Source organism: Eubacterium sp. AF22-8LB (assembly GCF_003458715.1).
GTDB lineage: Bacteria > Bacillota_I > Bacilli_A > Erysipelotrichales > Erysipelotrichaceae > Holdemanella.
In genome coordinates, this window is sequence record NZ_QRVI01000006.1 from 45685 (window position 1) to 69183 (window position 23499).

The 23499-nt window shown below is 32.6% G+C and carries 22 protein-coding genes and 1 CRISPR repeat array; of the genes, 21 read left to right on the forward strand and 1 reads right to left on the reverse strand.

Features of this window, described 5'->3' with window-relative positions; genetic code table 11:
- The first annotated feature begins 2 nt into the window (after positions 1-2).
- From DWY01_RS03520 to DWY01_RS03540, 5 genes are all read left to right on the forward strand, one after another.
- Positions 3-473 carry a hypothetical protein gene (locus DWY01_RS03520; protein WP_147332153.1) on the forward strand — a complete coding sequence of 157 codons (471 nt, stop codon included), beginning with the start codon at positions 3-5 and terminating at the stop codon, positions 471-473.
- A 908-nt stretch (positions 474-1381) separates the two neighbouring features.
- Positions 1382-5449, forward strand: a complete 4068-nt coding sequence (gene cas9 / locus DWY01_RS03525) for a type II CRISPR RNA-guided endonuclease Cas9 (protein WP_158553646.1) — start codon at positions 1382-1384, stop codon at positions 5447-5449.
- A gap of 108 nt (positions 5450-5557) precedes the next feature.
- Complete coding sequence (gene cas1 / locus DWY01_RS03530; protein ID WP_117993213.1) at positions 5558-6460, forward strand: type II CRISPR-associated endonuclease Cas1; 903 nt, start codon at positions 5558-5560, stop codon at positions 6458-6460.
- Between the two features lie 7 nt (positions 6461-6467).
- Complete coding sequence (cas2, locus tag DWY01_RS03535) at positions 6468-6803, forward strand: CRISPR-associated endonuclease Cas2 (protein ID WP_158553647.1); 336 nt, start codon at positions 6468-6470, stop codon at positions 6801-6803.
- Positions 6787-7662, forward strand: a complete 876-nt coding sequence (locus tag DWY01_RS03540) for a hypothetical protein (RefSeq protein ID WP_117993218.1) — start codon at positions 6787-6789, stop codon at positions 7660-7662. Before cas2 ends, DWY01_RS03540 begins: the two co-directional genes overlap by 17 nt.
- Before the next feature lie 33 nt (positions 7663-7695).
- A CRISPR array of direct repeats spans positions 7696-9038; the repeat unit is 36 nt; unit sequence GTTCTTGAGGATTGAATTTATTTGTATTATTTGAAC.
- A gap of 161 nt (positions 9039-9199) precedes the next feature.
- On the opposite strand, the gene DWY01_RS03545 is transcribed toward DWY01_RS03540, so the two are convergent.
- Positions 9200-9703: a metallophosphoesterase gene (locus DWY01_RS03545; RefSeq protein ID WP_117993221.1), complete on the reverse strand. Its 504-nt coding sequence runs from the start codon at positions 9701-9703 to the stop codon at positions 9200-9202.
- A gap of 487 nt (positions 9704-10190) precedes the next feature.
- Between DWY01_RS03545 and DWY01_RS03550 the strand changes: the two genes are divergently transcribed.
- The 16 genes from DWY01_RS03550 (at position 10191) to DWY01_RS03625 (ending at position 23454) form a co-directional block, all read left to right on the forward strand.
- On the forward strand, positions 10191-10859 hold the full coding sequence (locus DWY01_RS03550; protein ID WP_117993353.1) for a response regulator transcription factor: 669 nt from the start codon (positions 10191-10193) through the stop codon (positions 10857-10859).
- Positions 10856-11845 carry a HAMP domain-containing sensor histidine kinase gene (locus DWY01_RS03555; protein WP_117993224.1) on the forward strand — a complete coding sequence of 330 codons (990 nt, stop codon included), beginning with the start codon at positions 10856-10858 and terminating at the stop codon, positions 11843-11845. The genes DWY01_RS03550 and DWY01_RS03555 overlap by 4 nt, the downstream gene beginning before the upstream one ends.
- Before the next feature lie 91 nt (positions 11846-11936).
- Positions 11937-12704: an ABC transporter ATP-binding protein gene (locus DWY01_RS03560; protein ID WP_117993227.1), complete on the forward strand. Its 768-nt coding sequence runs from the start codon at positions 11937-11939 to the stop codon at positions 12702-12704.
- Positions 12697-14664, forward strand: coding sequence for an ABC transporter permease (locus DWY01_RS03565; protein ID WP_117993229.1), 1968 nt, complete (start codon positions 12697-12699; stop codon positions 14662-14664). Before DWY01_RS03560 ends, DWY01_RS03565 begins: the two co-directional genes overlap by 8 nt.
- 106 nt (positions 14665-14770) lie before the next feature.
- The gene (locus tag DWY01_RS03570; protein WP_117993232.1) at positions 14771-15481 is read left to right on the forward strand and encodes an AAA family ATPase; all 711 of its coding nucleotides are present in this window, start codon (positions 14771-14773) and stop codon (positions 15479-15481) included.
- Positions 15478-15951, forward strand: coding sequence for a 23S rRNA (pseudouridine(1915)-N(3))-methyltransferase RlmH (locus tag DWY01_RS03575; RefSeq protein WP_117993234.1), 474 nt, complete (start codon positions 15478-15480; stop codon positions 15949-15951). The genes DWY01_RS03570 and DWY01_RS03575 overlap by 4 nt, the downstream gene beginning before the upstream one ends.
- Before the next feature lie 102 nt (positions 15952-16053).
- Positions 16054-17244 (forward strand): phosphoglycerate kinase, encoded by a 1191-nt coding sequence (pgk, locus tag DWY01_RS03580; protein ID WP_305775247.1) that lies wholly within the window; start codon positions 16054-16056, stop codon positions 17242-17244.
- An 18-nt stretch (positions 17245-17262) separates the two neighbouring features.
- Positions 17263-18009, forward strand: coding sequence for a triose-phosphate isomerase (gene tpiA / locus DWY01_RS03585; protein WP_117993238.1), 747 nt, complete (start codon positions 17263-17265; stop codon positions 18007-18009).
- 134 nt (positions 18010-18143) lie between these two features.
- Positions 18144-19136, forward strand: a complete 993-nt coding sequence (locus tag DWY01_RS03590) for an NlpC/P60 family protein (protein WP_117993241.1) — start codon at positions 18144-18146, stop codon at positions 19134-19136.
- A gap of 75 nt (positions 19137-19211) precedes the next feature.
- The gene (locus DWY01_RS03595; protein ID WP_117993243.1) at positions 19212-19727 is read left to right on the forward strand and encodes a nitroreductase; all 516 of its coding nucleotides are present in this window, start codon (positions 19212-19214) and stop codon (positions 19725-19727) included.
- 1 nt (position 19728) lies between these two features.
- Positions 19729-20205: a 2-C-methyl-D-erythritol 2,4-cyclodiphosphate synthase gene (gene ispF / locus DWY01_RS03600; protein WP_305775248.1), complete on the forward strand. Its 477-nt coding sequence runs from the start codon at positions 19729-19731 to the stop codon at positions 20203-20205.
- Entirely contained in the window at positions 20202-20651 is a 450-nt protein-coding gene (dtd, locus tag DWY01_RS03605) for a D-aminoacyl-tRNA deacylase (protein WP_117993248.1), read from the forward strand. The genes ispF and dtd overlap by 4 nt, the downstream gene beginning before the upstream one ends.
- Entirely contained in the window at positions 20651-21505 is an 855-nt protein-coding gene (gene folD / locus DWY01_RS03610) for a bifunctional methylenetetrahydrofolate dehydrogenase/methenyltetrahydrofolate cyclohydrolase FolD (RefSeq protein WP_117993251.1), read from the forward strand. Before dtd ends, folD begins: the two co-directional genes overlap by 1 nt.
- A gap of 2 nt (positions 21506-21507) precedes the next feature.
- On the forward strand, positions 21508-21699 hold the full coding sequence (locus DWY01_RS03615) for a DUF951 domain-containing protein (protein WP_117993253.1): 192 nt from the start codon (positions 21508-21510) through the stop codon (positions 21697-21699).
- A gap of 17 nt (positions 21700-21716) precedes the next feature.
- Positions 21717-22820 (forward strand): redox-regulated ATPase YchF, encoded by a 1104-nt coding sequence (gene ychF, locus DWY01_RS03620; RefSeq protein WP_117993255.1) that lies wholly within the window; start codon positions 21717-21719, stop codon positions 22818-22820.
- Positions 22813-23454, forward strand: coding sequence for a site-2 protease family protein (locus tag DWY01_RS03625; protein WP_117993258.1), 642 nt, complete (start codon positions 22813-22815; stop codon positions 23452-23454). Before ychF ends, DWY01_RS03625 begins: the two co-directional genes overlap by 8 nt.
- The last annotated feature ends 45 nt before the right edge of the window (positions 23455-23499 follow it).

Consider the following 23499-nt stretch of genomic DNA (forward strand, 5'->3'; position numbering starts at 1 on the left):
GTATGGAAGTAAATGTAAGAGAAGAAAGTTTGAAGGATTTATTTAAACAGTTTCAAGTGGAACATAATGAAAATTGTAAGACAGTATTTATTGATAATAATGATCCAGAATTAGAGAATTATTTAAAAACAGATTATATTGTATATTTACATATGGTGGATAAGGAAGTAAGACATCTTGATTTGAGTAAAGTAAATACGATATTTGTGAATAAAGAGTATGCGAGTAATTTAGAAAATGGAATTCAGGATGAACAGAGAATTCTAGAACTTTTATTAAAGAAATATCCGAATCTTAGAGCCGTTTTAATTACCGATAAAAAAGGTGCTTATTATAAAGACAAGGATCTATTGATCTATCAAAAGGAGCTTACGCCAAACTTTGATAAAGACTTATTCTTAGTGAAATATATGGCTTCAGAATTAAAGGGAAATTCAGAAATGACATCTTTATATCGAGGTGTAAATCAGTAAGTTGATATTTATTATCTTTCTCGTTATAATACAAATACAGAAAAGACTACTAGATATGGTGGTCACTCTGGATTAGGTAGAAGCGCTAATCCCGTTGTGAGTGGGTGGTTAGCGCTTTTTGTTTTCTTCATGAATAATAATGATAACTCGTATGAGTTGTAAAATAGCTATTAAAACAATAGTTACATCAATATTAACTTGAGTTTGCATACGCCTATTCCTCCATCCCGGGGATCGAAAGTCTCAAGGATTTGTCCAGAGGAAACCACCTGCCATATCTAGTAGCAATATCTATTCTAAATGTCCAATGTGAAAAAGACATTAAACCTCAAAATTTTTTTAAAATACATGTGTAAATCGGTAAGTTGATATTTATCATCTTTCTCGTTATAATACATGTACAGAAAAGACTACTAGATATGGTGGTCACTCTGGATATTGCGAGAGCGCTAAATCCTTTGTGAGAGGTGGTTAGCGCTTTTTGTTTTCTTCATGAATAATAATGATCACTCGCACGAGTTGTACAATAGCTATTAAGACAATAGTTACATCAATATTAATTTGAATTTGCATACGCCTATTCCTCCATCCCGGGGATCGAAAGTCTCAAGGATTTTCCAGAGGAAACCACCTGCCATATCTAGTAGCAATTTCAATTATAAATGTCCAATGTGAAAAAGACATTAACTCTCAATACTTTTTGAAAAACTTAAAATTAACCTATGATGATGTTGAATAACGTCTTTTGCGGTGCAAAGGTGAAATATAACTTAAAAACATAAATTCTGCTTTATATAAAGTGTATGCTGCGAGCATACATTTTTGTTTTTTATATAGAAATTTATAGGAAACGGCTTTCATAAGTGATATAATGCATATAACATAATCACTTTATGGAGGGTATTGAAATGGATAATAAGTATGTATTAGGCCTGGATATTGGAATTACGTCAATAGGTTGGTCAATAATTGATGTAGTTAGGGGAAAACTATTAGATATGGGAGTTCATATGTTTGAACAGGCAATCCCTGCTCAAGAAGCAAGATTAAATCGTTCGGCAAGAAGAACATTGAGAAGAAGAAATTGGAGAAAGAAACAATTAAAGAATGCGTTTGTAGAATTTGGATTGATTTCAAAAGAGGAATTAAATCAAAGAGACTATTTGAGTTATACTGCAAATTCAGATACATTTTCTCGTCCTGAAGAGGATACGGTTTACCATTTAAGATTGAAAGCGTTGAAGGAACAAGTATCTTTAAGAGAACTTTTGTTGTGTCTATATAATATTTGTGGGACTCGTGGACATTTTTTGATGGAGAATATTAATTTTGCTTCTAGTGAACCAATTACTTTTGAATTCTTTGTTGAACAGTTTTATGAGTTTACTCATGCATATGTTAATTTTGAAGGAGATACAAAAGAATTTGAGCAGACAATACTAAAACCAATCTTTGAAAAAGGGAAAGTAAAGTCTAATGAATTAAAATCTTTGTTAAAGGATGAATATACAGTAGAAGCTGAGGATAATGATGCATTACTGGAAATTTTAAAATTGATTTGTGGATTTAAATGTGATTTGAAGAAAATTAGTGAGTCTGTTGTACTTGTTCAAGAGGATAAGACAAAAGATTCTGTAAAATTAGACGAGTTGTTGAAATTGGATAATCTAAATGAATTCTTAAACAATGCGGTGGAGCTTCATGATGTGATTGCAGTTTCTCAGATTTTAAAGGATCATAATTATATTTGTGAAGTGGCTGTAGAAAAATTAAATGAAGTTCTTAAAGTTCAAAAATTAGAACATTCGGATCCAGATAAATATAAAGAAGAAAAGAAGATAATTCAGAGTAAAATGAGTAAGGCGATTGGAGAACGTTTACGTGTTGTAAAGAATATGGAGAATAAATATCCAAATGGCTTGTATGTAAAAGAAGCTAGTGATATTTTGCATAAACAACAACAATTTTATCCCGATTTGATTACTGATAATTTCATTGAAGCATGCATTTCAACGATTAAAGCACGTATTCCTTACTATATTGGACCTTTGTCTTCACAAGCTAAAAATAGTTGGATCAATCGAAAAGATGGAACTTTTAAGTATGGATATGAGTATTGTAAGGATGCTTTAGTTAATGAAGAAGAGAGCATTCAAAATTGGAAATTAAATATGATTTCGCATTGTACATATTTACCTGAAGAATATGCACTTCCAAAAGGATCGTTTATTGCAGAGACATTTAGCTTATTAAACGAATTGAATATTCTTACTGCAATTGATAAGGATGAAAACCGATATTATTTAACTCGTAAAGATAAATTAAAAGTATTTGATGAATTATTCTTGAAGCGTACAGATTATGTTTCGCATAAAGAAGTTGCACAACTATTAGATTTAAAATCTTTTGGTCCTAAAGATTCTCATAAGGCTGGTAAGTTTAAAAATAGATATACTTTATATCAGAATATAATTAGTGTATTTCCTCAATTTGAATTGCATTCTATTATTGATTTATTTGATGAGAATGAGAAAGAAAAAGTTAACAAAATTGAAGATATTATTTTGAATTTAAACTTATTTGATGAAGAACAATCAAAAGTAAATTATTTTACTAAGAAGTTGAATTTGGATAATGAAGACGCGAAGAAATTAGCTAGATGTAAATCAAATGGATTTTATGCGTTCTCTAAACAATTTATTATGGAAACTAAGATGAATGTGGATGGAGAAACATTGCTTGAGGAAATGTTTAGGGATAATACGGAAAATCAAAAGAATGAACAGATGACTTTGATTACTGAAGCAACGGACTTGGATGGAAATCGAATTAATTTTGATTCTAACAAGTATATGACTTTATTAAGGGATACGAAGAAGTTGTCTATTGATTTATTGATACAAGATGGTAAACCATTTATTCCAATTGCTAGACCTGTAATAAGAGCTTTAAATGAATGTTTTAAGCTATATGAAGAAGTTGTTAATACTTATGGAGTTCCTGATCGAGTTGTGATTGAAACGGCAAGAGATTTGAAAGATAGTGCTCATGATGGTGATGAACCAGCCAAGCATTTTGATCAAATGAAAAATTTGTATGATTACTTAACTAAACAAATGAAGGAGCAGAAGAAAAAAGCTAAGCTTTCAAAACAATATATGGAAGACTGGGATGTTATTGAGCCTTATTTAGAAAAGAATAAACGTAAAGTTGAACTATATATTCGTCAAAATGGTCGTGACATGGTTACTGGTGATGAGATCGATATTCAAAAATTAGAAAATTATGAAATGGATCATATTTTACCTCGTGGCTTTGGTGATAATTCCATGGATAACTTGATGTTGATAAAAAAAGAAATCAATGGAAAAAAGGCAGATAGACTTCCATTGGAATATATCGAAGCTGAAACTGTAACGAACAAAGCTGGTAAGCGTATTATTTCGAGTGATTTTAAACGAAGATGTTATGAGTTGAATGAAATGAAATTGATTTCAGATAAAAAATTAAAACGTTTATTACTAGCAACTACAGATGAAGCTATGGGATTTATTAATCGTAATTTAGTGGATACTCGTTATATTATTCGTGAATTGATGGCTATTTTAAGAGCTTATAATCAAGTGAATAATTATGATACTCATATTGTTTCTTTACGTTCTTCATTTACAACTGTTTATAGAAATGCGTTTAACATGAAGAAAAATCGTAATATTGGGGATCAACACCATGCTCATGATGCTTCAATTGTTGCGATTGCAGATATGGTCTTATCAACATATTATCCAAATTATGATGAACGTGGTAATAATAAGTATTATCAAGAATTCTTGAAGAGAATGAAGGAAACACAAGAACCGGATAGTGATAAATCAGAAAATCAGAAACTATATAATTTCATAAGATATGCCTATAACAAACGTTTTGCCAACTTCCCAAATGATAATGATTCATTGGTTTCTCAAGTAAAGGCTACAGTACCTTTATATTCTTTAAAAGCAGAGAAAAACTACAAAGGTGCATTCTTTGATGCAACAATTTATCCACAGAAAGATAAAAAGAAGAATATTGCTAGAGAAAAAGGTGTGTTGGGTCTTTTAGGTGTGAATAATGATAAACGTATCTATAGTTCGATTAACTGTGTTGCAGTAGATTTCTATAAATATGTGAAGAAGAATGGAAGAAAAGCATATGTTGGTATACAAATCCCTAAACTTATTGTAAATAACAATGGTGAAATTAATAAAGAACAATATGTTAAGTTAATAAAAGATTACTATAAAGTGCCTGAATTATTAGATGAGAATGGAAATGTGAAGGAATATTATTTCCGTATGCGTGTATTTAAAAATGATTTATTTTATGAGACAGAGTCTAATACAATTTTAAAATTCGGTATAGGTACAATAACTAGAAAGATTTTAGAGCCTAGCCATGTGTATTGTTTTAGTTATAATGATATCTATAAAGATTTAAATTATTTGAAGAGAGAATTAGCGGATAAATTTGATTTTAAAGAATATATAGTGAATCCAACTGGGCATCACAAATTTACTGATTATACAATCGATGAACTGTTGGAATTTTGCTTAGATAATTATTTGGATTTTGATAATCCAGAAAAACAAACGAAATTAGTGGTTAATAAATTTATGGAGATGATGAATAAGCAAAAATCTAAAGAAGGAAAAATTGGTTATCAATGGTTTTTAGAAACTATTGTTTATTTGAATTTGATTGTTAATAGAGAATGTTCTCCATTAGATCGATATAGACCTGGTACAGATATTGTGAAAAAGAAGAATAATGAAGATGCACAATATATCAAAATTAAATCAAGTATTCTAGGTATTCGTTACACATATAATGAAAACGGTAAGTTATTAATATCAGGTCCTAGAAAGGCTCCTGGAAAGTATTCTAAGATTAAAAAGGAAAAGTTTTCTTGGAAAATTTGTAGCGACGTGCTACAATAGGTGTGTCAAATAATACAAATGAATTTAGTCTGGAAGAATAAGATTTAAATTCGAAAACTATTAGAGATAGCTAATTGTGGCTATCTCATTTTATTATAGTTTTTTAATATGGGCTGGAAAACAGTAGTAATTGGAACTGAGTGTACAGTGTCATTAACATTAAATCGAATGAAAATTACAATAGGAAATGAATATCAAAATATACCATTATGTGATTTGGATACAGTGATTTTTTCACATGATCGAATTACAATGACAATTCCTATGTTGTCAAAATTGGTAGAGAATAATATTAATGTAATAATTTGTGATTCAAAGAATGATCCAATTGGTATATTTCAACCGTTTAACAATCATTCTTTGGTGTTTAAGCAATTGAATAAACAAATTAATTGGAAAATAACTCGTAAGAAGAAATTATGGAAATTTATAGTAGAACAAAAAATACAATCTGAAATAGATGTGTTGGATTTGATTTACGAGGATTGTGATGAATTAGAAACTTTAATTGGCTATAAGAATTCAGTTTATAACGATGATCAAACAAATCGAGAAGCGGTGAGTGCAAAGTGTTATTTTGGAAAGATGTTTGGAACAAAGTTTTATAGAGATGATAAGAATGATGTAAGAAATTTTGCGCTGAATTATGGATATAAGATTCTAGCTAGCTATATTTCAAAATGTATAACAGCTAGAGGATTATTAACTCAGTTAGGAATTCATCATATTGGCGAATCGAATGCTTTTAATTTAACGTATGATTTTATAGAGCCATTACGAGTAATAGTAGATGTATGGGTTGAAGAAAATATTAAAGATAGTTTCAGCGTAGCACAAAAACAAGAATTGATTGAATTGTTAGAAACGAAAATTTATATAGATAAAAAATGGATGCGGTTAAAAGATGCGGTTGAAGATTTAATTGATTCTTATATTGGTTTCTTGAATGAAAAATCAGATGATATTTTGAAGATTGATTATTCAAAAGGAATTCGTTATGGAGGGGAGTAGTAGATTTGTGCGATTAGTATTATTCTTTGATCTACCCCAAGAAACGAAAACAGATCAAAGACATTACAGACAATTTGTAAAATATTTAAAAACTGAAGGATTTATACGAATCCAATATTCAGTTTATGCAAAATTATGCATAAATAATGACTCGGCTAAAACGATTCAAAAAAGACTGAAAAACAATGTTCCTGATAATGGGGATATACGATATTTAATAATAACTGAGAGGCAATATCAAAACATTGTGAATATGAATAGTAATTATACTTTACAAGAAAATATTACGACCACAGATCGTACTTTAATTATAGGAGGACTAAATAGTGAAAATAATACATGAGGAATCTGTCTACTTGATTCCAGAAGATAATAATATAGTAGTATTAGCAGGTGCTAAACAAAAAGATATAATAGATTGTTTTACAAATCAATTCGTTAAAAAGAAAAGAAATTATTGTAAAGTATTAGATTCTGAAAATCAGCCAGTTAAACCAACAGAACTTAATTTCATTTATTATCCATATGGTAGTGATATTAATTCTAATTTTGAATTTGGAGCAAAATCTATATTCAATATTGAAACTACAAATCTCATACAAGAAAATGAAAATGATTTTAAAGCATTTGAATTGATTAGAGAAGGACTTAGAAGCTTAACAACTGATCATGGCATGTATAAATTGAGAGAAATATTAACAAGAAATATGCAATGTAATATCGATTTTGAAATGTCTGATTTTAATATTTCTAAGTTTATATCAATGCTAGATATAAATGTAGATGATATTTCAGCAGATAAACAATACATTATGGTTTACAACTTGTTATTGTTTGTGAGTAGAAATCAATATAATGTTGTATATATTGATTTTCCAATTACACAAACCGTATTAAAATGGATGAAATCGTTTGATCAAGATAATATGATGTTTCTCTTGAATAATGATTATATGGCATGTGATTCTTATCAAGAATTAGAAAAATTTGCCATGTTGATTGTTTCTAATAAAGATTACATTGAAAAATATGAATATGATTTAAACCAATTTAATAACATTTCCTATATACAAAATCCTTATACTATGCTTCATAAGCAACAACAAACAGAAAAAAATATTCGATTAATGGAACAATTTGAAGATAAAAATACAACTTTTTATCTAACTTTTAATGATACATATACTCAAGATATACTGTAAATAAAGCACAATTATGCTATAATAAGGCCGACAGTTCTTGAGGATTGAATTTATTTGTATTATTTGAACGGTTCTGTTCGTTCGCGTTCAAAATGGCAGTTCTTGAGGATTGAATTTATTTGTATTATTTGAACTGGGGTTCAAAGGGGTGAAACCCCTGCCCGTTCTTGAGGATTGAATTTATTTGTATTATTTGAACACTAGTAAAAAAATAAACGAGTTAGTTGGGTTCTTGAGGATTGAATTTATTTGTATTATTTGAACTATATGAATGTCATATGATTGAAGCCGTTAGTTCTTGAGGATTGAATTTATTTGTATTATTTGAACATGCCAGCCCCTTTTCTAAAATTATTTTCGTTCTTGAGGATTGAATTTATTTGTATTATTTGAACCAGACGAGGTGATTGCGGGTGCTTGGGGAAGTTCTTGAGGATTGAATTTATTTGTATTATTTGAACTATTGAGATGTGCCTTCCTGTGTTGGTCAGTTCTTGAGGATTGAATTTATTTGTATTATTTGAACCCGAAAAAACTGGAATTGTCAAGGGTTTAGTTCTTGAGGATTGAATTTATTTGTATTATTTGAACAGTACCGTCACCAACAGCACCGAAATTTTCGTTCTTGAGGATTGAATTTATTTGTATTATTTGAACAACACGGGGTTATGGTATTCAATTGAAATGTTCTTGAGGATTGAATTTATTTGTATTATTTGAACATCTTTTCCACTATCACGCTTTATGAAAGGTTCTTGAGGATTGAATTTATTTGTATTATTTGAACATTCATGCAGTAACTACATCAAATTTATCGGTTCTTGAGGATTGAATTTATTTGTATTATTTGAACATAGTGGAGCTACTGAAAATGATCTTACGGGTTCTTGAGGATTGAATTTATTTGTATTATTTGAACTTTATGCTTATGACATACAGACACTCTCGGTTCTTGAGGATTGAATTTATTTGTATTATTTGAACACGTGAAACAGTAGAGATAGAAGGTCGTGAGTTCTTGAGGATTGAATTTATTTGTATTATTTGAACTTTTCTAATTCTTCTTCAACGCTTTTCATGTTCTTGAGGATTGAATTTATTTGTATTATTTGAACGAATATGATAGATATTGTCAATTACATTCAGTTCTTGAGGATTGAATTTATTTGTATTATTTGAACAGCAATAGTTGTGATATCTTTCTTTGCTGGTTCTTGAGGATTGAATTTATTTGTATTATTTGAACCCTTGATTGATTGGTCTAATACAGGTCTTGTTCTTGAGGATTGAATTTATTTGTATTATTTGAACAGATGTAGAAAAGAGGTAGCAAAGCTACCGTTCTTGAGGATTGATTTTATTTGTATTATTTGAACTTCCTTTTGAATTAACTGGATACTTAGTGCGTTTTTGAGGATTAGACAATAAAAAGAAATATTGCTACTTCTTAGGTGTTACATTAACTACCACATACTCACATATACCCTCTGTTCTTATTGGAAACCCCCAGCCAACAAGGCCTGAACTTATGATTTTTTTAGTGCTTGAATGTTTCTTTGCCGTAATTACCCGCAAAATCGGGTTGTAAATGGTAAGAATAAGAGAGTGGAAACATTTGTCCGTTATGAGTATGTCCACTGAGTTGAAGGTCAACGTTGTTTTTAATGTTTTCTTTTGTTCTTTGTGGTTGATGGTCTAGGACGATGTTGTAGGTTTTGTTTGTAAGGTTGTAGTTCTTTGTTTTCTTTCGGTTTTTGTTTGTGTAGTCTTTTCTTCCAATAAGGATAATGTTATTTAAATGTACTTCTTGATCATTTAGAATGGTAATGTTGTTTTTTGTGATTACTTGATTGAGCTTGGTTCTTGTGAATTTTGTCTTGTTTTCGTGATTACCATATACAAAATAAACAGGGGCTACTTTAGTAAGTCTTCCGAGTTGTTTAAATAGGATTTCCATATCTTCTTTGGATGTGGATTCATCCACGAAGTCTCCACCAAGTAGATAGAAATTTGGTTTTACTTTTAATAATGTATTTGTGATTTTTTTTTAATCTTTCTGGATTATTCGCATTGGGATAGTGGACATCCAAAATGAAACAAATCTTAGTTGGAGTTATGTTTTTTTCTGTTTTTAGATTATATGTGGTTTGATGGGTCGTATACATATTGACATAGCCAAATGTTACGATGGATGTGGATATGATAGCTGAAAGGATTATGCAGATGATTGGTTTTCTTTTTTGAATACGATTACTAATACTAGTAAACAGAATAATGTATGTATAGCCCACATGGCTTGATACGTACGCATATTTCAACAATTTAATAGTAATGCGATACAGATGGCGTATCGTATTTTTTGTTGAGTTTATTCTTTAACAGTTGATTTAATAGGATGCATAACACTATTTCTAAAGTGAGGATTCCCATTTGAAGATAGATTATACTATCACTTCCTTTTGTTCTTATCTTACAGCATTGTTAGAAAGATTTCCTGGCTTATGCAGTATAATAAAATGGGTGAGATTATGTATAAAGTATTGATTGTAGAAGATGATGAACTCATCTCAAAAAAGTTAGAATCGTTTCTTGAATCTTGGAATTATTCAGTTTGTCGAGTTACTGATTTTTATAATGTGATGGATGCATTTCATTCCTTTAATCCAGACTTAGTATTAATGGATATAACACTGCCTTATTTGAATGGATATTTGTGGACGGAAAAGATTCGTGAAGAATCAAAGGTACCTATTATCTTTATTTCAAGTGCTACAGACAATATGAGTATTGTGATGGCTATCTCTAAAGGTGCCGATGATTTTGTATGCAAGCCATTTGATTTAAATGTTCTAGCTGCTAAAATCACAGCTATATTAAGACGTAGCTATGACTTTGTATCCAATCATAATATTCTTGAATATCAGGGTGTACGCTTTAATTTAGATGATAATACAGTAAGTTTTCAATCTTCTCAAATTGAACTGAGTAAGAATGAGGCTAAGATACTTCGACTGCTCATGGAAAAGAAGGGAACGATTGTATCTCGAGATAGTTTAATGGAATATTTGTGGAAGACAGATTTTTATGTGGATGAAAATGCATTAAGTGTAAATGTGAATCGTTTGCGCAAGAAGTTAGAGAGTATTGGCATTGTGGATTTTATCCAAACAAAAAAGGGATTGGGATATAAGATATGAAATTATTTATTCATTATTTAAAAGATCGATGTTTGTTTATAGTTATATATGCTTTTAGTCTTTTGACATGTTATGTTGTATTTAAACTCTATAATTTAGAACTTGAAGCTTTTACATATGCATTCATGATTTTATGTGTTTTGTTGGTGGTATGTTTCTTTTGGGATTACCACAAATATTATAAGAAACACCAAACCTTATTAACACTTCAATCCAATAGTAATGTTTCTTTGTCTTGTGATCTTCAAGATTCTTCATTGATGGGAGAGGATTATCATAAAATCTTAGTGGCTATGAAAGACTATCATGATGAATATGTTATTTCTTCAGAAAGTAAAATGCATGATCTAGAAGATTATTTTACGATGTGGGTACATCAGGCTAAGCTTCCCATTGCTGCTATGAAATTGTTGCTTGAAGATGAGAATTTGAGTCGTAGTGAAATTAAGCTGCAGTTATTACGCATGGATCAATATACAGATATGGTTTTAGCATATCTACGCTTGAATAGTACGCATACCGATTTCTTATTTAAAGAATTAGATTTAGATGATTTAATTCGCCAATCCATTCGTCGTTTTTCCACAGAATTTATTCGTAAACACATTCAGTTGAATTTTAAAGAAACCGGGGATGTTATATTGAGTGATGAAAAGTGGCTTGTGTTTGTGTTGGAACAGATTCTTTCGAATAGTCTTAAATATACAAATGAAAATGGTTCTATATCTATATATATGAAGACTAAACATGTCTTAGTTATTGAAGATACTGGTATTGGTATTAGTGCAAGTGATCTAAATCGTGTATTTGAAAAGGGATATACAGGTATGAATGGACGTAGCGATAAAACAGCCAGTGGCTTAGGTCTATATTTATGTAAGAATATTTTAGATATGTTGAATCATAAAATAACGATTGAATCGAGTGTTGGTAAAGGGACTTGTGTATTCCTTGATCTTACGCATTTTGAAGGAAGAATCGAGTAATCTTACAATCTTGTAAGATGAGTGTTAGCTGAATCGATGGCTGCATTTTTGAATTCTTTGTAGAATTTTGGTGTACATGGAGGTAATGAATATGGCATTATTGGAAGTAAAAAATTTGAAAAAAGTATATACAACAAGATTTACACAGAATCAAGTACAGGCATTGACCAACGTAAACTTTAGTGTGAATAAAGGTGAATATGTCGCTATTATGGGAGAGTCTGGTTCGGGTAAGACAACATTATTAAATATCTTGGCGGCTTTAGATAAACCAACAAGTGGACAAGTTTTATTACATGGTAAGGATATTACGCATATTTCAGAAAAGGAAATTGCAAACTTTCGAAGAGAACATTTAGGCTTTGTATTTCAAGATTTTAACTTATTAGATAATTTTAATAATCGCGATAATATTTTCTTGCCTTTGGTTTTAAGTAAGAAAAAATATCCAGAAATGAAAAAACGATTGGAACCTATCGCAAAACAACTAGGTATTGAGAGTATTTTAGATAAGTTTCCATATGAAATTAGTGGGGGACAAAAACAGCGTGTAGCTGTTGCTCGTGCCATCATCACAAATCCAGATCTAATTTTGGCGGATGAGCCAACAGGAGCATTGGATTCAAAGAGTACAGAGGAACTTTTACATCTATTTGGAACCATCAATGCGAATCAACAAACAATCGTGATGGTAACTCATTCGACAAAGGCGGCTAGCCATGCTTCTCGCGTATTATTTATTAAGGATGGAAAGATCTTCCATGAAATTTATAAGGGAAATAAAAATTTAGATCAGATGTATCAATGTATTAGTGATACGTTGACACTACTAGCTACAGGTGGTGTTCATCATGAGTAGAGCTTTCTATTTAAATTTAGCTGTAGATAATTTGAAGAAGAATGCGCGCACCATCATTCCTTATATATTAACGAGTGTCTTAACGACAATGATGTTGTATATGGTCGTTTCTTTGGCAAATAATCCGCATTTAAATGAAATCGTAGGAGGAACTTCTATAAAGCAGTTATTAGGCTTTGGCACTGTGATTATTGAAATCTTTGCGTTTATCTTCTTGTTCTATACACATAGCTTTTTAATTAAAAGAAGACAAAAAGAATTCGCATTATTCTCTATATTGGGAATGGAAAAGAAACACTTAGCTCGCGTCTTGTTTTATGAGACATTAATAACTCTACTTGTTTCATTAATTTTAGGAATTGGATTAGGTGTTTTATTGGATAAAGCGATGTTCTTAATAATCGCAAAAATGATTGGTGCAGATATTGTACTCGGCTTCTACTTTTCTTTTTTTGGCATGAGACAATGCGCTCTTGTGATTGGATTGATTTATGTATTGATCTATTTCTATTCTATGATTCGTATTCATATTTCAAGTCCGATTGAATTACTTCATTCCAATCATATGGGCGAAAAAGAGCCTAAGGCCAAATGGTTTCTTTCCATTGTTGGTATTCTTTGTCTAGGTATTGGATACTATTTATCAATTACGACTAAAAATCCTTTAAGCGCACTCTACGTCTTTTTTGTGGCTGTAGTACTTGTCATTATTGGAACCTATTTATTATTTACATCGATTTCGGTCACTTTCTTAAAATTAATGAAGAAAAACAAGAATTACTATTATAAGACGAATCACTTTATTAGTATTTCTGGCATGATGTATCGTATGAAACAAAATGCCGTAGGACTAGCCAATATTTGTATTCTTTCAACAATGGTTTTAGTGATGTTGTCTACAACCCTTAGCATGTGGTCAAGTATTGATCGTGTTGTGGATTCACAATATTCAAGAGATTTTATTGGAAGTGGATATGGGGATGCAGCCAATATTGATTTTGATGAAATGAGTGAAGAATTAATTCGTATGGGCATTGTTCCAAAGAATCTTCTTGCGTATAAAGAACTAAGTTATGCTGGATATTTAAAGAATGGAGCTTTGATTACGGATTATCGTAATGAGGGCATGAATGCCGTAAATGAGATTCAAGAATTTTATTGTCTTCCATTAAAAGATATTCAAGATTATGAAAATATTAAGGGGTCTTTAAAGCCAAATGAAATTTATGTATATTCTAATGTAGAGAAGGTTAAGGAGAAGACTTTATCTTTATTTGGAAAAGAATATGTTGTAAAGAAACAATTGGATCACTTGAAGATGGATGAAAATAATCCGAATGTGACAGAGCATTATTATATTATTGTGGATTCAGAAAAGACTTTAGAAACGATGCAACAAGATCAATTGAATGTATATAATGATAATGCGAGTACAATATATGCGAGTTATTCATTTGATTGTGATGCGAATGATCGTAAGGTGATTGAAAAGTTAACTCAGAATGGAAATATAAATAATTTTATTTGGACAAATAAATCGGATCAGAAACAAGGCTTGATTGAATTATATGCAGGAATCTTATTTATTGGAATCTTCTTAAGCTTCTTATTTATCATGGCAACCATTCTAATTATGTACTACAAACAAATTACTGAAGGCTATGAAGATAAGGATCGTTTTGAAATTATGCAAAAAGTGGGCCTAGAACAAAGTGATGTAAAGAAGGCTATTCACTCGCAAGTATTAACCGTATTCTTTATGCCTTTACTTGTTGCAGGCATTCATATAAGCTTTGCGTATCCAATGATTGAAAAGCTACTTCATTTGCTGTTTGTGAGTGATGCATGGCTTTATATTCGAACAACTGCTATGTGTTTTGTGGCTTTTGCGCTAGTCTACATTGTGATTTATGTATTAACTTCAAAAGTTTATTATGGAATTGTAAAAAGAAATGCTTAATTGGATATTAGGATTTATCTTGATTGGATTATTTATCTATATATATTATGTGAATCACCATGGAATTTAGTACTCGATTAGAGTACTATTTTTTTAGGTGATATATATGTTTATAAATGGATTTGACATCTTGTGGGATGAAATTGATGATTATGTGGCCGATATTAAAAGTATTCGAAGTATCGATCAATTCACCTTTACTAAGCCCGTAACTTTCTTTTGCGGAGAAAATGGAAGTGGTAAATCGACCTTATTAGAGGCTCTTGCGATTAAAAATGGATTGAATCCAGAAGGTGGAACAAAAAACTATCATTTTTCTACGTATGATTCATATTCTAGTTTGCATAAACATATGCGTTTGTGGCGCTCTAGGAAACCGGATTGGATGTATTTCTTGCGCGCAGAAAGCTTTTATAATGTTGCGACAAAAGAAATGGAATATAGTGGTGTTTTTTCTGAAAGATATCATGATCAATCACATGGTCAAAGTTTCTTTTCTGTATTGATGAAACAAACAAATAAAAATGGATTATACTTTCTAGATGAACCAGAGGCAGCTTTGTCTTGTCAGAATCAATTGGCATTATTATACTTGATTGAGGAATGTGTGAAACAAAATTGTCAATTTATCATTGCGACACATTCACCTATATTATTGGGTTTTCCCAATGCACAAATCTTATCATTTGATGAAGATAAGGTAGAAGAAGTGGATTATAAATCTACGTCTAGCTATCAAACAATGAAATTATTTTTGGATCGGTATGATTATTTTGTGAAAGATATCCAAGAGAATAATGATGGAGGGGTATTGTGATTAAATTAATTGCGATTGGAAAGAATAAGGATAAGGCGTTACAGTCTTTAGAGAAAGAATATATCAAGCGTTTGTCGGCTTTTTGTAAGTTTACTGAAATGGAAGTCAAGGATGAAGCAAATGAGCATGTTTCTAGAGAAGCTGAGGTTTTTCTTGTTAAGGAAAAAGAGGGGAATCGTGTTCTAGAAAAATTATCGGATCAAGATTTTGTGGTATTACTTGATCTTCATGGAAAGATGATTGATTCTGAGACATTTGCGAAGAATTTGGATATGTGGCAAATGAAGTATTCAAATATTGTTTTTGTGATTGCGGGAAGTCTAGGACCGAGTGAAAAATTAGTTTCTAGAGCGAATTATCGTTGGAAATTATCGGACCTTACTTTTACGCATTTAATGACGCGTGTCTTGATGTTGGAACAGATTTATCGTGGTTTTATGATCAATAATGGTCGTAATTACCACAAGTAAGTGATGTAAGCGCTTTTTGTGAAATATTTTACTTGTGAAAAACTAGTCAATCAATTTATGTAGTGATATAATGGATGTGCAAAAAAAATGACAGTAGGAGGAATATACATGACAAAGAGAACTGTTAAAGACCTTGATGTAGCTGGAAAAAAGGTCATCGTACGTTGTGATTTTAACGTGCCAAGAAAAGATGGTGTTATCACTGATGATAACCGTATCGTAATGGCTTTACCTACAATTAAATATTTAGTAGAAAACAAAGCTAAAGTTATTTTGATGTCTCACTTAGGAAAAGTTAAGACTGAAGAAGACAAGGCTAAAAACAACTTGGAATGCGTAGCCGTACGTTTACAAGAATTGTTACCAGAAGTAAAAGTATCTTTCTGCCCAGTAACTCGTGGTGAAGAATTAGAAAACGCTGTTAATGCATTAGCTGATGGAGAAATCGTGTTAATGCAAAATACTCGTTACGAAAAAGGCGAAAGCAAAAACGATCCTGAATTAGGTGCATATTGGGCTAGCTTAGGTGAAGTATTCGTTGAAGATGCATTCGGATCTGTTCACCGTGCTCACGCTTCTACTGTAGGTATCCCTACAAATATTAAAGAAAATGGATTAGGATTCTTAGTAGAAAAAGAAGTTACAATGTTAGGAAAAGCTGTTGATGAACCAGCTCACCCATTCGTAGCTATCATCGGTGGATCTAAAGTATCTAGTAAAATCGATGTTGTTGACAACTTGTTGAAAAAAGCTGATAAAGTTATCATCGGTGGTGGAATGGCTTATACATTCTCTAAAGCTGTTGGTGGTTCAATCGGTACTTCATTAGTTGAAGATGACAAATTAGATTTAGCTAAGGAATATTTAGAAAAAGCTGGAGACAAATTAGTTCTTCCTGTAGATAACGTAATCGCTGATGCTTTCAGTGAAGAAGCTAACACTTCTGTTGCAGACGCTGGACAAATTCCTGATGGATGGATGGGATTAGATATTGGTCCTAAATCAGTTGAATTGTTCAAAGAAACTATAGCAGGTGCTAAAACAGTAGTATGGAATGGACCTATGGGTGTATTCGAAATGCCTAAATTCGCTAAAGGTACTGAAGAAGTATGTAAAGCAATCTCTGAATTACCAGATGCTATTACAGTAATCGGTGGTGGAGATTCTGCTGCTGCTGCAAAACAATTAGGATATGCAGACAAGTTCTCTCACGTTTCAACTGGTGGTGGAGCTAGTTTGGAATATATGGAAGGTAAAACATTACCTGGTATCGCTATTATCAGCGAAAAGTAATAAGGAGATGTATTTAAAATGAGAAAACCTATTATCGTTGGAAACTGGAAAATGAATAAAAACAACGCTGAAACAAAAGCTTTCTTTGAAGCTGTTGATGGTGTTGCTGCTAGCGAAAATGCTACTTATGGAATTGGATGTCCATTTACTGATTTAAGAACTGCATTGGATCACGCTAAAAACTTAGTTGTAGCTGCTGAAAACTGCCACTTTGAAGACAATGGCGCTTTCACTGGTGAAGTTAGTGTTCCTATGTTAGAGGAAATGGGAGTTAAATACTGCATTATCGGTCACTCTGAACGTCGTGAAATGTTTGGTGATACTGATGAAACAGTTAACAAAAAAGCAAAACGTTTAATTAAAGCTGGAATCACTCCAATCTTATGTGTTGGTGAAACTGAAGCTGATTACGATGCAGGAAACTCAGAAAAAGTAATTCGTGAAGAATTGGCTGGTTCTTTAGCTGATTTATGTCCAAAATGTGTTGGTGAAATGGTTATTGCCTACGAACCAATCTGGGCTATCGGAACAGGAAAATCTGCTTCTGTAGAAATCGCTGAAAACTGCTGTAAAATTGTACGTGACCAAGTTAAGGTTATGTATGGTGAAGAAGCTGCTGAAAAAGTACGTATCCAATATGGTGGAAGTGTTAAACCTAACAACATCGTTGAATATATGGCTCAACCAGATATCGATGGTGCGTTAATTGGTGGTGCTAGTTTAAAAGAAGATAGCTTCACAGAAATCATTGAAAAAACTAAATAGTTGATGATAAATCAGGCCTCTTTGAGGCCTTTTATTTTTAGTTAAATCTAACCGAAAATAAAATTTAGGGTTGTTTGTGAGTTTGTTTCGTGGTAAACTAATCATGAACTATTTTTAATAGGGGGTAGAATATAATGAACTTTGTAGAAAATAATGGTAAAAAAGTCGCGGCGATTCTTTGTGTAGCATCTGCATTCCCTGTTGTAGCAACAGTTGTTGCAGCTAAGGAAGAACCAGGATGGCACGGTGATCGTTACGTGAATGAAGATAAAACTGTAGCTAAAGGATGGCAAGAAATCGAAGGAAAATCATATTATTTTTCAGAAAATGGAACAGTTAATTCTTCAAAGACTGAAAAGGCAACTACAGCTAGCGTTTCAAGTAACATTACAGGGAAAGTGAAAGAAACAGTAGCTACAGCTAGTCAAGAAGCAGTAAAAGAAGTAGTGGAAGAAAAAGCAGCAGAAGTTGTCGAAACTCCAGCTGAAACAACAGAAGCTCCTGCAGATACAACAGAAGCTCCAGCAGAAACACCTGCTCCAGAACAAACTGAAACTCCAGCTCCTGAGCAAACTGTAACACCTGCTCCAGAACAGACTGAGACTCCAGATCCTGAGCAAACTGTAACACCTGCTCCAGAACAAACTGTAACTCCAGCTCCTGAGCAAACTGTAACACCTGCTCCAGAACAAACTGTAACTCCAGCACCTGAGCAAACTGTAACACCTGCTCCAGAACAGACTGAGACTCCAGCACCTGAGCAAACTACAACACCTACAGCTACAACTTTAGGTCAGAGAATCTCTGCTGAGGCACAAAAATTAGTTGGTGTAACTGATGGTTTATGGTGTACACAAGTAGTACAACAAGCATTGGCTAATGCTGGTGTAAGTGATGCTTACCAATTATGGCCAGATCAATATTGTGGTCAATACGGATATTACACAGATAGTCCTGCAGAAGGTGACTTGATCTATTACAACAATGGTGGACGTGGTGTGGATCACATCGCAATCTACATTGGTAACGGACAAGCAGTTCATGGAAACTATGATGGTAAAACTGTAATTGCCAGTGCAACTTCACAATATTTAGCTTCACCTCAATACATCCGTGTTAACAGATAATTTGAAACTATAAGCTTGGCTTTGCCAGGCTTTTTTTTTAGTGTATAATACATAGTAGTTTTGGAGGCAAAATTTATGAATGAAGCTTATAAAAATCTGATCGAAAGAAGAAGTATTAGAAAATATAATAACACAAAGGTGAGTCATGATTTGATGGAAAAAATTGTTCGTGCCGGACAATTTGCACCAAGTGGAATGAATCGCCAAATCTATGCCTTTGTAGTAGTGGAAGATGAAGAATTAGTCGCACGACTTTCTAAAATGAATGCAGATGCAATGAATTCATCATCGGATCCATTTTATGGGGCAAAGAGCTTAATTATTGTTTTTGCGGATACAAATGCTCCAACCTATTTATATGATGGAGCTCTGGCAATGGGGAATTTAATGAATGCTGCCAATGCGTTAGGGGTTGATTCATGTTGGATTCACCGTGCAAAAGAAGTTTTTGAAACTCCAGAAGGTAAAGAGATGAAAAAAACTTGGGGCTTGCCAGAATCCTATGAAGGGATTGGACATTGTATTTTAGGCTATCGCGAGGAAGAACCAGATAAACGCGCTCAAAGAACTTCTAAGGTGATTTATGCATAACATACGTATTGGACAAGCAGTTGATATCCATCAGCTTGTAGAGGGACGCAAATTGATTCTAGGTGGTGTTGAAATTGAACACACAAAAGGCTTGTTAGGACATTCTGATGCGGATGTATTAGCACATGCGATTGGAGAAAGTATTTTAGGAGCTCTTGCCTTAGGTGATTTAGGAAAGCATTTTCCGGATACAGATCCTAAATATAAAGGGGCAAATAGTTTAGTATTATTAGGTCATATCTATGATATGATGGATGAAATGGGATATCAGATTGGAAATGTGGATGCGACAATTTTAGCAGAAAGACCTAAAATGGCACCACATATTATGGCTATGCGAACAAATATTGCGAATGTTTTACATTGTGATATTGTCGACATTTCTATCAAGGCTACGCGCGGAGAAAAACTAGGCTTTGTAGGAAATGAAGAAGGAATCGTTAGTTTAAGTGTTTGTGTGTTGGAGAAAAAAGCATGAGAGTTGTTATTCAAAGAGCGAAAAATGCAAAATGTATAGTAGACGGTTTGATTACGGGTCAAATTGATTATGGATATTGTATATTTGTTGGTTTTAATAATGAGGATACAGATGAAATCATTGATAAAATGATTCATAAAATATTATTTTTACGTATTTTCGAAGATGAAAATGGAAAAATGAATAAATCCATCCAGGATGTAAAAGGAAGTATTTTATCTATATCACAATTTACCTTATATGCGGATTGTAAAAAGGGAAATCGCCCAAGCTTTACTAATGCAGGGAAACCAGATTTGGCGACTTCACTCTATGATCAATTTAATCAAAAAATTAAAGATCAAGGTATTCATATAGAAACTGGAATATTTGGGGCAGATATGAAGATAGAATTGTTAAATGATGGTCCTGTGACGATTGTATTAGATTCGAAGGAGTTGTTTTAATGGAAATTATATACGGAAATACGCTTGCCGACAGAATGAAGGGGTCAATGAAACAAAAAATTGATGATATTCAAGCTGAAGGGACAAGACTACCTTTATTAAGTGTAGTTCTTGTGGGAAATAATCCTGCAAGTATGTCTTATGTTCGTGGAAAAGAAAAAGCATGTTCATCGATTGGGATGCTTCAAAAAACGATTCATCTAGATGAAAATGTATCTCAAAAAGAATTGAGTGATGTGATTACAAGCTTAAACTTGGATCCTGAAGTGGATGGAATCTTAGTTCAAATGCCTTTGCCTGAGCATTTAGATGAGACGGCAGCACTTGAATTGATTGATCCACAAAAGGATGTGGATGGATTACACCCAATGAATGCCGGATGCTTATTGACAAATCGTCCTGGCTTTATTCCTTGTACACCACAAGGAGTTATGGCTATGCTAGATTCGATTGGATATAAAGACCTTTCTGGTAAGCGGGCTGTTGTGTGTGGAAGAAGTAATTTAGTTGGAAAACCTGTTGCGTTATTGCTTCAAAATCGCAATGCGACAGTCACAATTGTCCATTCTAAAACACCAAATATTGAGGAAATTGCTTCGCAAGCAGATATATTAATTGTAGCGATGGGAGTTGCGAAAATGGTTAATGAGAACTGGGTAAAAGAAGGAGCTGTTGTGATCGATGTAGGTATCAATCGTGTAGAAGGAAAGCTTGTAGGAGATTGTGATTTTGACTCTGTAGCCAAAAAGGCAAGCTTCGTAAGTCCAGTGCCAAAAGGGGTTGGACCAATGACCGTTTGTATGTTATTATCGAATACGCTGGATGCATATTATATGCATATGCAAGGAGAATAATTATGGAATATGGATTAAATGATATTGTAGAAATGAAGAAAGAGCATCCTTGTCATAAGTCCAAAGAATGGAAAATTATTCGTATGGGTGCTGATATAAGAATTAAATGTTTAGGCTGTGGAGCCAGTGTTTTGATGCCTAGACAAAAATTTGAAAAGAAACTAAAAAAAGTAATTAGACACGAAGAAGAATAGAGAGGATGTATTAAAATATGCCATTAACTGCTGGAATTGTTGGTCTTCCTAATGTTGGAAAGTCAACTTTATTTAACGCAATCACAAAATCACAGGTGGAAGCTGCAAACTATCCATTTGCGACAATCCAACCAAACGTAGGAGTTGTAGAAGTTCCGGATTATCGTATTGATCGTCTTGTAGAAATTTTCAACCCTAAAAAGACAATCTACACAACTTTTGAATTTACAGATATTGCAGGATTAGTAAAGGGTGCAAGTCAAGGTGAAGGATTAGGAAACCAGTTCTTATCAAACATTCGTTTAACGGACGCGATTTGTCACGTTGTACGTTGCTTCGATAATCCCGATATTACACATGTTGAAAATAGTGTGGATCCAATTCGTGATATTGAAATCATTAACTTAGAACTTACTTTAGCTGACTTACAAACCATTGAAAACCGTCGTAGTAAGATTGAGCGTAAGGCTAAGACAAATAAGGATAAAGAATCATTAGATGAATTGGCATTGTTGGATCGTCTTCAATCTGTTTTGGAAGAGGGAAAACCAGCTCGTTCTTTGGAATTAAATGAAGAAGAACAAATTTTAATGAAGGGATACAATCTTTTGACTGCAAAACCTATGATTTATGTTGCCAACCTAGATGATGAAGGAATTATGGATCCAGATGCATGTGAATACTACAATCAGGTTAAAGAATATGCGCAAAGTCAAAATAATCAGGTTGTTGCCTTATGTGCACAAATGGAAGAAGAATTGTCTGGATTAGACAAAGAAGAAAAGGATGCTTTCTTGGAAGAGCTTGGTGTTGAAACTTCTGGATTGGATCAATTAATTCAAAAGGCTTACTCTGTATTGGATTTATGTACATTCTTAACAGCTGGAGAAGATGAATGTCGTGCATGGACATTTAAAAAAGGTATGAAGGCTCCAGATTGTGCCGGTGTTATCCACACAGACTTTAAAAAAGGCTTTATCCGTGCTGAAGTATATCGCTTTGATGATATTGATGAGCTTGGTAGTGAATTAGCTATTAAAGAAGCAGGACGCTTACGTCTAGAAGGAAAGGATTATGTCGTTCAAGATGGCGATGTAATGCACTTTAGATTTAATGTTTAGTATTTCAGATATAATCTATTTAGCAATTGGAGTTATTCTGTCCATGTCCATTCATGAAGTAGCACATGGCTTGGTTTCTTATTGGATGGGAGATCCGACTGCTAAACTGGAAGGAAGGCTAAGTTTAAACCCATTTAAACACATTGATTGGGCTGGACTTGTTTGTCTATTGTTCTTTGGTTTTGGATGGGCAAAACCAGTACCGATTGATTCACGTTATTATAAAGATGCGAAAACTGGAATTATTTGGACAAGTTTTGCAGGTCCCGTTGCCAATTTTCTTTTAAGTTTTATTTGTGTGTTCCTATTTTATGCATTATATAAATTTGCACCACAATTCATATTTACGGCTGCCGGAAACTTTATTTCATCTGTATTATCCTATACAGGATTGATTTCGACTGGATTTGGAATCTTCAACTTAATTCCAATTCCACCGTTGGATGGGTCAAAGGTTGTATTTTCTTTCTTGCCAGATGATAAATATTACAAATTTATTGAAGGGGCACCATGGATGAATTTTCTATTTATTGCGTTGATTTTTACAGGTGTTTTAAATTCGCCTTTAGGTATGTTACGTACACAAATGATTAGCTTTTTTGAAATGGTCGCAAAGATGATTTTAGGTTTCTAAAGTCATCTTTTTTCATTTTTTGGTAATAGGATGAAAAAATAATAC

Bases quoted from the DNA above. Each gene is read 5' to 3' on its own strand.
- DWY01_RS03565 (WP_117993229.1), top strand. From the start codon at position 12,697: ATGAGTAGAGCTTTCTATTTAAATTTAGCTGTAGATAATTTGAAGAAG.
- DWY01_RS03615 (WP_117993253.1), top strand. From the start codon at position 21,508: ATGGAATATGGATTAAATGATATTGTAGAAATGAAGAAAGAGCATCCT.
- dtd (WP_117993248.1), top strand. From the start codon at position 20,202: ATGAGAGTTGTTATTCAAAGAGCGAAAAATGCAAAATGTATAGTAGAC.
- folD (WP_117993251.1), top strand. From the start codon at position 20,651: ATGGAAATTATATACGGAAATACGCTTGCCGACAGAATGAAGGGGTCA.
- DWY01_RS03570 (WP_117993232.1), top strand. From the start codon at position 14,771: ATGTTTATAAATGGATTTGACATCTTGTGGGATGAAATTGATGATTAT.
- DWY01_RS03625 (WP_117993258.1), top strand. From the start codon at position 22,813: ATGTTTAGTATTTCAGATATAATCTATTTAGCAATTGGAGTTATTCTG.
- DWY01_RS03555 (WP_117993224.1), top strand. From the start codon at position 10,856: ATGAAATTATTTATTCATTATTTAAAAGATCGATGTTTGTTTATAGTT.
- cas1 (WP_117993213.1), top strand. From the start codon at position 5,558: ATGGGCTGGAAAACAGTAGTAATTGGAACTGAGTGTACAGTGTCATTA.
- cas9 (WP_158553646.1), top strand. From the start codon at position 1,382: ATGGATAATAAGTATGTATTAGGCCTGGATATTGGAATTACGTCAATA.
- DWY01_RS03595 (WP_117993243.1), top strand. From the start codon at position 19,212: ATGAATGAAGCTTATAAAAATCTGATCGAAAGAAGAAGTATTAGAAAA.
- tpiA (WP_117993238.1), top strand. From the start codon at position 17,263: ATGAGAAAACCTATTATCGTTGGAAACTGGAAAATGAATAAAAACAAC.
- DWY01_RS03550 (WP_117993353.1), top strand. From the start codon at position 10,191: ATGTATAAAGTATTGATTGTAGAAGATGATGAACTCATCTCAAAAAAG.
- ychF (WP_117993255.1), top strand. From the start codon at position 21,717: ATGCCATTAACTGCTGGAATTGTTGGTCTTCCTAATGTTGGAAAGTCA.
- DWY01_RS03520 (WP_147332153.1), top strand. From the start codon at position 3: ATGGAAGTAAATGTAAGAGAAGAAAGTTTGAAGGATTTATTTAAACAG.
- DWY01_RS03560 (WP_117993227.1), top strand. From the start codon at position 11,937: ATGGCATTATTGGAAGTAAAAAATTTGAAAAAAGTATATACAACAAGA.
- DWY01_RS03590 (WP_117993241.1), top strand. From the start codon at position 18,144: ATGAACTTTGTAGAAAATAATGGTAAAAAAGTCGCGGCGATTCTTTGT.